The following is a 13,917-nucleotide window of genomic DNA, read 5'->3' as shown; positions in this document are numbered from 1 at the left end:
GGCACAGACACTAGCGCAGGGGAACGATCATGGTCTTGAACATTACCGCCAGAGCGAGAGCCCTGTCTGGCGTCGGCGTTTTGCTCCTCATGATTTTCGTCAGTGCCGCGGCGCAAACCGTGGCGCCCGACATGTATGCCCACATGAGCTGGCGACTGATAGGCCCTTTTGATGGCGGCCGCGTCCTGGCGGTAGCCGGTGTTCCGACCCAACCGCGCACGTTCTACTTTGGCAGCGCCAACGGCGGGGTCTGGAAAACAACCAACTCCGGTTTGTCCTGGGAGCCGATTTTCAATCACGAACCGGTGTCCTCCATCGGTGCCATCGCGGTGGCCCCCTCCGACCCGAATATTGTCTATGTCGGCACGGGTGAGGCGGACCCGCGCAGCGACGCCACTTTTGGCGATGGCGTATACAAGTCAACCGATGGGGGCAAGCACTGGACCAACATGGGTCTGAAGAACACGCGACATATCGCCAAGATTGTGGTGGACCCAAAAGATCCGAACGTGGTGATGGTGGCGGCGCTCGGGCGCATCTACAGCCCGAGCAAGGATCGCGGCATCTTCCGCTCCACCGATGGCGGAAAGACCTGGGACAAGACGCTGTATGTGAATGATCAGACCGGCGGCATCGACCTGTCGATGGACCCCTCGGATGCGTCGGTGGTGTACGCAGGTATGTGGACGATGTACCGCAAGCCTTGGCACATGTCGAGCGGCGGTGAAGGCGACGGATTGTTCAAGTCGACGGACCAGGGCAAGACCTGGGTCCGCCTGCAAGGCCACGGCCTGCCCTCGGGTGTCCTGGGGAAAATCGGTGTTGCCGTGGCGGGCGGGAACTCGCATGGACAGGTCGTCTATGCGCTCATCGAGGCCGCGGACGGCGGTCTGTTTCGCTCGGACAACGCCGGTGCGGACTGGAAACTGATCAGCGCCGACCAGCGCATTCGTGGACGCGCGTGGTATTTCACCAACGTGTTTGCCGACCCGACGAACGCGAACACCCTGTACGCGACGAATACCGGGTTCTTCAAATCCACTGACGGCGGAGGCACCTGGAACGCGGTTGTGCTTCCCGGGGGCGACAATCACGCGTTCTGGATGAACCCTTTGCACCCCGATCTGATGATCCAGGGCCATGACCAGGGCGTCGTCACGAGCGTGGATGGTGGCAAGACCTGGGGCAAGTACTACAACCTGCCCATTGGCCAGCTTTATCACATTTCGACGGATGATCGTTTTCCTTACAACATCTATGCGTCTATTCAGGATTGTCCGTCCGGATGTGCGTTTGGCACGGCAAGCCGTGGCCTGGGCGGCATTTCCGCCAAGGATGTTTTTGTTGTTGGCGGCGATGATGGCGAGTCAGGATACGTGTTCGCCGACCCAAATGATCCCGATTACATTGTTGAAGGAGGATATTCGGGCGGCTTGACGCGTTACAGCATGCGTACCGAGACGATACAGGACATTGCGCCGTGGTCGAATGCGAACAGTGGATACGCCGCGAAGGACGTGAAGTACCGCTTTACCTGGACTGATCCGTTTGCGTTTGCGTCTTGGGACGGGGAGGATTCGCATCCGCTGTACCTGGGCTCGCAGTACCTCATGGCGAGCAAGGACAGCGGCAAGAGCTGGACCGTCATCAGCAAGGATCTGACCCGCAATGACAAGTCCAAGCAGCAATCATCCGGCGGTCCCATTACCCAGGACAATGCGAGCGTCGAATACTACGACGTGATCTACGCGATTGCGCCGTCGCCACTGCGCAAAGGTGAAATCTGGCTGGGAACCGACGATGGATTGGTCTGGTTGACGCTTGATGCCGGCAAGACCTACAAGAAAATCACGCCGCCGAAGATGCCGGAGTGGGGTCGCGTCAATGCCATCGAGGCATCGCATTTCGACCCAGGCACTGCCTTTGTCGCCGTCGACAAGCACAAAATGGGTGACAGTACGCCTTATGTCTTCGTGACCCATGACTTCGGCGCAACCTGGTCGAGCATCGTCGATGGCCTTGCCGCGCCCAACTATGTCTATGTGGTCAGGCAGGACACGGTGAACAAGGATCTGCTGTTCGCCGGTACGGCCAATGGCATAGCTGTGTCATTCAACGGCGGGCAGCAGTGGCAGTCACTGCAGCTGAATCTGCCCACCGCCGAAGTACGCGACATCGCGATCAAGGGCGCTGACCTCCTGGTGGCAACCCACGGGCGTTCGGCCTGGGGCATGGACGACATATCCGCGCTGCGTGAGATGAGCGCGGAAGTCATGCAGAGTCCGGCCCACCTGTTCAAATCCGCGCCGGCATTCATCCTGCGCATGCAAGCTGGCCGGCGCGCCTCGGTGGGAAACCAGGTGGGCAAGAATCCTCCCAACGATGTGATTTCCTACTACTTGAAGGACAAGCCGACCGGCAAAATCACCCTGACGATCTACGATTCCGCCGGCAATCTGGTCAATTCGTTCAACAATGTCGACGACGCCTCATGGAAGTCGAACAAGGGTGGTTTCATGCGCAGTCCCGTTGGAGACACCATGCTGACGGGTCATCGCGGCATCAACCGGTTTGTGTGGGATCTGAGCTTCCCCGCGGCACCGCCGATTCATGACATGGTGGCTTACAACGAGGGCCGGGGGCCTAATGGGGCGTATGTCTTGCCAGGCATTTACAAGGTCGTTCTCGCGGTGGGTGGCAACACTTATCGGCAGACGTTGACCGTAAAAAACGACCCGCGCTCCAGTGCCACGCAGGCTGATCTCGTCAAACAGTTCAACCTGGGCAACAAGGCACAGAATCTGCTGTGGCAGAATCATGCCGTCATCAACCAGGTTCTTGACGTACGCCAGCAGTTGAAGACCTTGGAGAAGAAGGCGAGCGCGAGCACGAGCCTGCAGAAGCTGCTTGCCGGTCTGGACGCAAAAGCACTCGCGCTGCAAGGTGAGCTGTATCAATACAAGGCGAAGACCGGTGTGGGGCTGCTCAACTATCCCGTTCGGCTGAATGAGCGCATCGCCTATTTGTCCAACGAGATCAACGTGATGTCGGCCAACGCGCCGACCGCGCAGCTCTACGAGGAATACGATGAGTACGATCAGTCCATGAAGTCCGTAGCCCAGCGTTGGCAATACCTCAAGTCGCATGACATGAAAGCGCTAAACGCGAAGCTGCAGGCAAGTCAGTTGCCGGTGGTAGCCATTGCGAATGGTCCGGATGAGCGGATGCCGGATGCGCCGGTGCAGGTTCAGTAGGAAGCGCGCTGGTACGGTCGACGGGCCTCCCGGAAGCAGGTGTCTCGGGGAGCCCTCGAGTACACGGGAACGCTGGGATCCCGACTCATGGTGGATGTCGCGTGGAATTGGTGCTTTGTGCGCACCTCGAACGTACTTGGAGCGTGAACTGACTCCTTGCCGGACCAGGGCAGCTTTCAAGAAGTTCGGTTTCACCGACTTCCGGTTGCATTAGCCTTTGCGCGAAGGTCGTTCCGGGTAGTTATTTGCGACGAACCGTATTGCATCATCTGTCGGGGAGGCCGGTGAAGATCTCCCGCGTCTGTTGCAGGCTCGCGCTCTGGCCCCGGCGTCGTCGTCGGCGCCAGAGCCCGGTGCTTTCTATCCCTCGTTCTCGTTCTCGTTGCCGTTCTCGTCACTGGGCAGAGCCGCGGGCATCCTCAACGGCGGTAGTGCGAGAGCAGGCTGACCCGTGCTGGTGCGAGTCGCGTTGAATGCAGGGAGCTCCCTGGTCTTCACTTCATCCCACTTCGCCATCACCGCTTGCGCCTGGGCCTTGGCGCGCACGGTTGCCGCGGTTTGCGCGGCGGTGGGTGCAGTGTCTGCAGATTGCAGCGACATCAGCGCGGCAAGTGCTGCATCGCTCACGCCGTTCAGCGTCGTTGCCGCCTGGTAGCCCCTGCCGAATCCACGGAACCCACGCTTCTCGTCCGGAGCCAGGGCATCGATCTTGGCCTTGAGTGAAACAGCGGGCGCGCCCTGAGCCGATCCCAGCTTCGCGATTTCCTGGCCGAGATCGTGTGCCTGCCCATATGCCAAGCGGGCGTCGCGCGCGAGCTCGTACATCTCCATGGACAACTTGTTGTTCTGCGCCAGATCGGACGCGGAGGTGGTGACGCGCGGATCCAGGCGCAGCGTCAGTGGCTGCGTGTAGCTTTGTCCGTCGACTGTGAGACGCACCGTGTACTGGCCGGCAGGAGCCCACGGCGAACTGGGTGGCGGCGAGCTTCGCTTTGGCACGGCACCTGTAGCGTCGACTTCCTGGCGTTCCGCAGCCAGCGGTTGATAGCGGAGGTTCCAGCTGATGCGGTGCATCCCGGCGCTGGTCGGCATGGAGCGGATGCGGGCCGGCCAATACAGCGGCACGGAGCAGTCGGGGGAGTGCGGCCCGGCATGACAGACCTTGTCGTAGGCAGCCGAATCCACGGCGGGGTCGGGATCGCGCTTGAGTTCGCTCGAATAGGTCCGCACGACCTTGCCTGCGCCATCCAGGATGTCGATCGTCAGGGGGCCCTTCATGTCGGCAGCAAGGTAATAGTCGAGGATGGCGCCGTTCGGCGGATTCTCACCGGCCGGCAATTCCGGCGGCCACGGTGTCGGATCGTTGGTACCCATGCGCAGGCGCACCGCTGTCTGTGGCTTGAACAGATAAGCTGCCTTGGCGCTGCGCGCTTCAGCCATCTGGCGCAGGGGAGTGACATCGTCGAGGATGTAGAAGCCGCGGCCGTGGGTGGCAGCGATCAGGTCTGAACACATGCAGGTAGCATCGTCCTTCAGTTCAAGGTCGCGCACCGATATTGCCGGCATGTCGAGCCGGAGCGACTGCCAGTTGTCGCCATCGTCGAACGAGACCCAGACCTGCGTATCGGTGCCCGCGTACAACAACCCGGGCTTACGCGGGTCTTCGCGGATGGTGTTGGTCACCGCCCCCGGTGCTATGCCGTGGTTGATTTCAGTCCACGTCTTGCCGCCATCACGGGTGCGCCACAGATGCGGATTCATGTCGTCGATTCGCATGGTGTTGGCCGCCGCGTAGGCGGTCTGCGTGTCGAAATGACCGGCTTCGATGTTGAAAATGCGCGTCCACGGCTTGATGGCGGCGGGGGTCACGTTGGACCACTTGGCGCCGCCGTCCCTCGTCACCTGTATTTGACCGTCGTCAGTACCCGCCCACAGGACGTTGACGTCACGCGGCGAAGCGGAGAGCGCAGTGATGCTGCCTGCAGCCGCGGGTTTGACGTCGCTCGCATACTTTCCCGTGGTGGCGGGCGCCTTCCAGGTCTGGCGGGCGAGGTCAGGGCTGATCCGGGTCCAACTGTGCGCCTTGTCGGTGGATTTCCACACCACGTTGGAGGTGTAGTACAGCACCGTCGGATCCACCGGTGACCAGAGCAGGGGCATCGTACGCACGTTGCGGTTGAATTTGGTACCGCGTGCTTCGGCATCGGGACCTACCTCGGTGGTCTGGCCGGTCTTGCGGTTGTACAAGGAGACGTTGCTGCGCTGGCTGCCGAAGACCAGATCGGGATCACTCGGATCACTGGCGGCAATGCCGTATTCCTGGATATTCACCGGATGCCAGTCGTGGAAGGTGATCCTGCCGTCCATCGAACGACTGGCCACACAGGCCGACCCGGAATCCTGCTGCCCACCGCAGACGCGATAGGGAAATGCGTTGTCGGTCGAAACGTGATACATCGCGGCCGTCAACTGGTTGTACCAGTTGCTCCAGGATACCCCACGATTTCCTGAGACAACGGCGCCTTGATCCGCGACGACGAAAATGATGTTGGTGTCGTTTGGATTGATCCAGATGTTCTGGTAATCGTCACCGCCGGGAGCGCCGCGCACGGCATTCCAGGTCACACCACCGTCCTCGGTGCGCCAGAGTACAGTGGAGTCGCTGTACACAACGTTGGAATTTTTCGGATCGACGGCTATCGTCGGCAGATCACCGCCACCAATGCGTATGGTCGGGCGGGGATCCACCGTCGCAGTCGGCGATGCGGCGGACGTGTGCGGGTCGTGTGCGGCAAGATACCAATGCTCGCCAGCGTCCGTCGACTTGTAGAGATTGACCGTCCCCGTCGTACCCTCCTTGGCCGTGGCAACTTTCCCGACGGTGCCGGCGACCATCGCGTAGATCGTGCCCGGGTCGCTCAACGAGAGGCTGAGGTTCGCTTCGATGACGCCGGAGGGCAATCCGTTGCTCAGTTGCTTCCACGTGCTGCCGCCGTCGGTGGACTTGAAGATCCCGCCTTCGGTTCCGCCGAATTCGGCGCCTTCGAGATAACTCTGCTGCTGCTGCCACAACGCGGCGTAGACAATGTTCGGATTGCTCGCATCAATCCGCACGTCATTGCCACTGACATACTCGTTTTTGTACAGCACCTTGGTAAATGTCTTGCCACCATCGGTGGAGCGGAAAATCCCGCGCTCCGGATTCGGCCCATACGGATGACCCAGGGCAGCGACGAACAGGCGGTCGGGATTCCCGGGATCCACCACGATGTTCGCAATCATCTGACTGTCGCGCAGACCCAGGTGGGTCCAGGTCTTGCCGGCGTCGGTCGATTTGTAGACTCCGTCACCTACCGCGAGATCCGGACGGATGATCCCCGCGCCAGTTCCCACGTAAATGATGTTGGGATCGGAAGGTGCCACCGCGATGGCCCCTATCGAGCTGGTTGGCTGATCGTCAAACAGTGGCACCCAGTTGGCGCCGTAGTCTGTCGAACGCCAGACGCCACCATTGTCGTAACCTGCATAGAACACGTTTGGCTGGCTGGGAACGCCAGACAACGCGCGGGCACGACCGCCGCGAGTCGGTCCGATACCCCTCCAATGCATTTCCCCGTACAGCTTGGTGGACTGGGTTGTCGCACTCGCCTTCCCGGGTTGCGCTGTGGTTACCGACGGCAACGCGAGCAGGCCAAATGCGGTGGCGATCAAGCCGATCGAGGCAGCCGTAAACGAGCGGAGAATAGACATGGGTCTTGCCTTCGGCTTCAGTTGGGGGCGGGTTTGTCGCGGAACACTAGCATCGAAAGGTGGAGCGGCCAACCTGCCGCCTTTTCGAGGACCCATGACGGCTGCGCAGGGTGAGCAACAGCAAGCCAGAGAATGTTCCGGGGCCGTAACGCTGATGGCCGCGTAGCCGACTCCGCTGGTGGACCGGTCCGCGTGCCGCGCCACTCCGGATTGGAGGACTTCCGGCATATTGTGCAAGGGACATACTGTGCACGACCATCGGGCGGGGCCGGGGGTCAAGGCACTTCGCGGCGTGGGCGACGGTGTGATTCCTTGGATGCGCGTTGCTTCGCCCTTGCCGGGGCATTCGGAATCTTGAGGCGCGTTGGTTGGTCCGGCAGGGGGCTCGCTTCAGGTTTTCGGCAATTTCCTGCAATCACTATCTTGATGTTCGTGGCGTTCGTGTCGCAGGGCGTACCACACCCGGATTGAGGACAGATTCATGCAAGCAACACGCAACCCCGCGATAAAGCTGTGTTCCGCGTTGCTGCTTTCGACGCTGACCCTGCTGGCACTTCCCGTGTGGGCTCAGCACCCGGGACCAGACGAGCAAAGCGGGATGCAGTGGCGGTTGATTGGGCCGTTTCGGGGAGGCCGCACGGTGGGGGTTTCCGGCACGGCAATGCAGCCGAATGTCTTCTACATGGCGCCCAACAATGGCGGGGTATGGAAGTCCGAAAACTATGGTGTGACCTGGGAGCCGCTGTTCAAGGGCGATGAAAACAATTCGGTGGGCGATCTTGAAGTGGCGCCGTCGGATCCGAACGTGATCTACGTGGGCTCCGGCGAAGGCCTGTTGCGGCCGGATCTTTCCACTGGCGACGGGATGTACAAATCCACGGACGCCGGCAAGACCTGGGTGCACCTCGGCCTTCGCGATAGTCAGCAAATCGCTTCGGTGGTAGTGGATCCCCATGATGCCAACCGCTTGTTCGTGGCCGTACTCGGGCATCCCTACGGCCCGAATCCGGAGCGCGGCGTGTTCCGCTCGACCGATGGCGGCAAGTCGTTCGAGAAGGTGTTGTACAAGAATCCGAATGTCGGAGCGGTACAGGTCGCGCTGGACCCGAAAAATGCGCAGATTGTCTACGCCGTGTTGTGGGCCGGACGCACGCCGCCGTGGTCGATGAAGTCAGAGAATACCTCCATCAATGGTCCTGGCAGCGGCGTGTTCAAGTCCACTGATGGCGGCAACACCTGGAATCAGATCGGACAGGGCCTGCCGAGCGTGGCGCAGGGCCTTGGCCGGATTGGTATCGGCATCGCGCCAAGCGATCCCATGCGCGTCTATGCACAGGTGCAGGCTCCGCCCGACTTTGGTGGAACATATCTTTCCGACGACGCGGGCCAGACCTTCCATCGCGTCAACCACGAGGAACGCATCTACGGTCGCGGAGCAGACTTCGCCGAAGTCGCCGTCGCGCCCGACAATCCCGACGAGATTTATGTGGCCAGCACGTCTTTCTATCGCTCGATGGATGCAGGAAAGAGCTTCAGCGCCATCAAGGGTGCGCCCGGTGGAGATGACTATCACCGCATCTGGATCAACCCCTCGAACCCGAAGATCATCCTGCTGGGCGTGGACCAGGGCGCCACGCTGACGGTTGACGGCGGCCAGACCTGGAGCTCCTGGTACAACCAGCCAACCGCCTCCTCGTACCACATCATTACCGATAACGTCTTTCCTTACCGCGTCTACAGCTCCCAGCAGGACAGTGGCTCGGTGGGAAGTTCGAGCCGGAGCAATGACGGTCAGATCACACTTCGCGACTGGCATCCGGTCGGCGCGGGGGAGCATGCGTACGTGGCACCCGACCCTCTGGATCCGAACATCGTCTATGGCGGTGATGTCACCCGTTACGACTGGGTCACCGGGCAGAGCCAGTTTGTAGGCCCGCAAGTTGTCGGGGACCAGTACCGTACCAACCGAACGGCGCCCCTGTTGTTCTCACCGGCCGATCCGCACCTGCTGTATTACGGGATGAACGTCCTGTTCAAGACCACCAATGGCGGCCAGAGCTGGCAGAAGATCAGCCCCGACCTGTCACGCTCCAACCCGGGGTTGCCATCCACGCTGGGAGTGTTCGGCAGCCATGAGAACCCGCTCCATCACCGCGGCGTGATCTACAGCATCGGGCCGTCTTTCAAGAACGTGGATACGATCTGGGTCGGTACCGATGACGGCCTCATCTGGATCACCCGCGACGCCGGCAAGCATTGGGCCAATGTCACGCCCAAGGCCATGACACCGTGGAGCAAGGTGTCGATGCTGGTCGCTTCGCATTTCGACGACCAGACCGCGTACGCCGCCGTCAACCGCTTCCGCCTGGACGATCTGAAACCGTACATCTACCGCACCCACGATGGCGGCAAGACCTGGAAGCTGATCGTCAATGGCTTGCCCGACAACGCCTCGGCGAACGTGGTGCGCGAGGATCCCGAACAGAAGGGGCTGCTGATCGCGGGAACGGAACGCGCCGTGTGGTATTCGACGGATGATGGCGATCACTGGCAATCGCTGCAGCTCAACCTGCCACAGACTTCGATGCGCGACCTGGTGATCCACGACAACGATGTGGTGCTGGGCACGCATGGCCGTTCGTTCTGGATTCTCGACGACATCACCCCGCTGCGCCAGATCGCCGCAGCCGAGGCCGCCGATCCTGGCTATCTCTACAAACCGGCTGCTGCCTACCAGGTTTTGCGCAACACCTATACCGACACCCAGATGCCGAAGGAGACCCCCGCAGGCCAGAATCCGCCGGACGGTGCGATCCTCGACTATTACCTGAAAGCAGATACCCGTGGACCGGTGACACTGGAGGTCTACGACGCGGCCGGCAGGCTCGCCTTCCACCTGTCCTCGGCAGATCAGCCCAAGCCGGTTGATCCCGGCACTCTCAACTTCCCCACCTATTGGCTGCGTCCGCCTCTGGCACTCCCGTCGAACGCAGGCATGCACCGCATCGTCTGGGACCTGAACTATCCGGCGCCGAAGTCGTTGCGCCGGAGCGCGCCGATTTCAGTGATCCTGCATGACACGCCGCTTGGACCTCCCGGGCCCTCGGCCGTGCCGGGCGAATACACCGTCAAGCTCACCGTGGACGGCAAAACCCAGACGCAGCCACTGACGCTGCGCATGGACCCGCGAGTCGATACACCGATCGCAGGGCTTGCGCAGCAATTCGACGTGGCGACCCAGCTCGTCGACGACATGAACCGCACGTTTGACGCGTTGCAGGAAGCAAAGGCCAAGGGCAGCAAGGTCGATGCCTTGCGGAAACTGAATTCGGCACTTGGCGCAGCCTACAGCTCCATTTATGGCGGTCAATATGGTGCCGTGTCGGCCTTGGCGCCACCAACGACGCAGCAGATGTCGACGGCTGCGGACCTGCATCGACAGGTGCTCGCCGCGCTTGGCCACTGACCGCAGCGCGTTCCGCATGTTTCCTTTTCCGGGATACGCGGGAAATCGGTCAGTGCTTTGCGCGTCACGGAAGAACCGGTCCAGGCGGCAGCATGCATCGATGTGCGGCTACTGGCTGTTGCCCGCCGCTGGCGTGCAAACCGATTTCTGTGTGGGCCAGCCTTTGTACGTAATTCCATCGGGAGTGCTCACATGATTATTTGGCCCCGCGCGCGGCGCTTGCTGTGGATTGCATCGGCCGCTGCCATGGTTGCCACGATGCTCCCGGTGACCGTCAGTGCCCAGAAATACGACCCCAGCCTCCTTTCCGGCCTGCAGTGGCGTTTGCTCGGACCATTCCGCGCCGGCCGCACCGTGGCCGTGGCGGGGGTCCGCAGTCAGCCCAACGTCTTTTATTCCGGGGCAGTCGACGGTGGTGTATGGAAGACCGACAACGCGGGCATCACCTGGGACCCGATCTTCGATGATGCGCCGATTGCCTCGATTGGCGCGATCGCGGTGGCGCCGTCCAATCCCGACATCATCTATGTGGGCACGGGCGAGTCCGATCCGCGCTCGCAGATTTCCTACGGCGACGGCATGTACAGATCCACCGATGCGGGCAAGAGCTGGACGCATATCGGCCTGGACCGGAGCATGCACATAAGCCACATCATCGTGGACCCGGCCAATCCGGATCGTCTGTTCGTTGCGGTACTTGGAAACCTGTATGCCGCCAATCCGGAGCGGGGAATCTACCGCTCGAACGACGGCGGCAGCTCATGGCAAAAGGTGCTGTACAAGAATCCGGACGTGGGCGCTATCGATGTCACGTTCGCGCCGGACAACGCCCAGGTGATTTACGCGGCGCTGTGGGCAACACGCCGTCCGCCGTGGAATGTGTACCCGCCCGCGAATGGACCCGGCAGCGGTGTCTACAAATCCACCGACGGCGGCGCGAACTGGACGCATCTCACCAACGGTTTGCCGACTGCCGGCCTGGGCAAGATCGGACTGGCCGTGGCACCGACCAACAGCAATCGTGTCTACGCCATTCTTGATGCCGACCAGGGTGGTCTCTATCGCTCCGATGATGCGGGTGCGACCTGGAAACTGGCCGATGGCGAGGCCCGCATCTGGGGCCGTGGCTGGTACTTCGATCGCGTCACGGTGGATCCTAAAAACCAGGACAAGCTCTACATCATGAACACGTCGGTTTACCGTTCGACCGACGGCGGCAAGAGTTTCGATGCGATCAAGGGCACCGCCGGTGGCGATGATTATCATCGCCTGTGGATCAATCCCGACGATCCGGACCGCATGGCCCTCAGCAGTGACCAGGGCACCATCGTGAGTGTGAACGGCACGCGCAACTGGAGCGATTGGCATAACCAGCCCACTGGCCAGTTCTATCACGTGATTGCCGACAACCGTGATCCGTTCTGGGTGTATGGCGCGCAACAGGATAGCGGCTCCTGGGGTGTGGTCACGGACGTACCCGAGGGGCGCATAACCTACCGCCAGTGGGCGCGTACCTGCACCGGAGGTGAAAGCGACATGTTCGCCATGGATCCGGACAGCAAGGCGGACCTCTACGCCACCACGCTGCTCTACGATCTCAATGACAACACGCTGACGCGCTGCAACCAGATCACCGGCGTGAAGAAAGTCGTGACGCCGTGGCAGGCCTATCCGGGCGTGGCATTCCGGCATACGTGGACCTTGCCAACGGTATTCTCGCTGGCGGAAGGGCACGCGTTGTACTTCTCCAACCAGTTCCTGTTCAAGAGCATCGATAAGGGGGAACACTGGAAAAAGATCAGCCCGGACCTGACCCGGGCACACCCCGGTGTCCCCGCCAATCTGGATCCGGCCACTGCGGCCGATACCAGCTACCTGCAAAAAACCGGTGACTCGCACTGGGGTGTGATCTACGCGATTGCGCCGTCGCCACTGCAGGCGGACACAGTCTGGGCAGGTACCGATGACGGCCAGATCTGGATTACCCGTGACAGCGGAGATCATTGGCAAAACGTCACGCCACGCGAGGTCACCGCCTGGAGCAAGGTGATCATGATGGACGCTTCGCATTTCGATGCGAACACCGTTTATGCGGCGATTGATCGGCATCGCCTAAACGACTTCACGCCACATGTGTTGCGCACGCGTGACGCGGGCAAGACCTGGCAGGAAGTGACCAAGGGCCTTCCTGCACATGCTTACGTACAGGCGGTCCGGGAGGACCCCGATCGCAAGGGCCTGCTGTTTGCCGGTACGTCCATCGGCGTCTACGTATCCTTCGATGACGGCAATCAGTGGCAGTCATTGCGATTGAACATGCCGGTGGTGGAAATCCGGGATTTCGCCTTTCATGCCAATTCCGTTGCGATCGCCACCTTCGGCCGTTCGCTGTGGATTCTGGACGACCTGAGCCCGCTGCATCAGCTCGACAGCGCCATTGCCCGGTCGAACGTCCACCTGTTCAAGCCGGAAGTGGCGATCCTCCGGCCGGGCGACGACCATCCCAACCGAGACACAAACCTGGTCGTAGCCACCAACCTGACCCCACTCGACATCGCTTCGGGTGCGCCGCGCATGAAGGGCGCGCTGCTGGACTACTACCTGAAGTCCGCGACCAAAGGCCCAGTCATGCTGGACATCCTCGATGCGGGCGGCAAGGTCATCCGGCACTACTCGAGTGACACGACGTATCCCGAGGTAGATCCGAAGAGCCTGAACGTGCCGGCGATCTGGCGAAGCAATCCGCCGCCGTTGCCGGCTGCGTCCGGCATGCATCGCTTCAGTTGGGATCTGCGCGCCGTGGCCACGGGAGCGCACGGCTTCGGCGGCTACCGGGTTCTGCCCGGTGAGTACACGGTCAAACTGACCGTGGACGGGAACAGTTATACCCAGCCGTTGACAGTCGAACAGCATGCCGGCACCCGACAGGATCCGGCCGCACTTCAGGCGCAAACCCGGATGATGCAGCAGATCATTGGTCTGCAAACCGAGGTGGCCGAGGCACAAATCGATGTGGCACATTTGCGCACGCAACTTCAGAAGCTGCGGCGGCAGGCGTCAGGCAAGAAGGGAATTGCGGCTGAGATCGCTGTGGTGGACAAGCACGCACGCGAGATCGAGGGCCATGCCCCGCCGCCGCTCCCGGATACGACCGGTGTGGGTGATGCGGCACCGGCCACGAACAGCTTGATGGGACTTGCACAGATTCTGGATGGAATCTCGAAAACAACCCAGGAGAGCAGCGGCGCGCCCACCGCGGCAAGAGTCTCCGGCCTGGACAAGGTGAGGCAGATCGTCAGCGCGACCATTGCTCGCTGGGACCAGTTCAAGACCAAGGATGTGGCGCAACTGGACGTCAAGCTGCGCCTGGCCGGACTACCGGAGGTCGACCACGCCCACTGACGTGCAGTGTGGCGAGCGGCGATGGCAGCGGACGCATGCTTGCGC

The 13,917-nt window shown here is 61.4% G+C and carries 4 protein-coding genes; 3 read left to right on the top strand and 1 reads right to left on the bottom strand.

Annotated elements, in window-relative coordinates:
* The first annotated feature begins 35 nt into the window (after positions 1-35).
* Positions 36-3,254 (top strand): glycosyl hydrolase, encoded by a 3,219-nt coding sequence (locus tag CIW53_RS15230; protein ID WP_172969692.1) that lies wholly within the window; start codon positions 36-38, stop codon positions 3,252-3,254.
* Positions 3,255-3,614: 360 nt separating this feature from the next.
* Here CIW53_RS15230 and CIW53_RS15225 read toward each other — a convergent pair whose 3' ends face one another.
* Positions 3,615-7,004, bottom strand: a complete 3,390-nt coding sequence (locus tag CIW53_RS15225) for a hypothetical protein (RefSeq protein WP_197736671.1) — start codon at positions 7,002-7,004, stop codon at positions 3,615-3,617.
* Between the two features lie 523 nt (positions 7,005-7,527).
* On the opposite strand from CIW53_RS15225, the gene CIW53_RS15220 reads away from it, so the two are divergent.
* The gene (locus CIW53_RS15220) at positions 7,528-10,470 is read left to right on the top strand and encodes a hypothetical protein (RefSeq protein WP_207105468.1); all 2,943 of its coding nucleotides are present in this window, start codon (positions 7,528-7,530) and stop codon (positions 10,468-10,470) included.
* Positions 10,471-10,662: 192 nt separating this feature from the next.
* Positions 10,663-13,872 carry a hypothetical protein gene (locus CIW53_RS15215; RefSeq protein ID WP_197736669.1) on the top strand — a complete coding sequence of 1,070 codons (3,210 nt, stop codon included), beginning with the start codon at positions 10,663-10,665 and terminating at the stop codon, positions 13,870-13,872.
* The last annotated feature ends 45 nt before the right edge of the window (positions 13,873-13,917 follow it).

This window comes from Rhodanobacter sp. T12-5 (genome assembly GCF_008329435.1).
Taxonomy (GTDB): Bacteria; Pseudomonadota; Gammaproteobacteria; order Xanthomonadales; family Rhodanobacteraceae; genus Rhodanobacter.
This window is presented reverse-complemented; position numbering and strand designations above follow the sequence as displayed.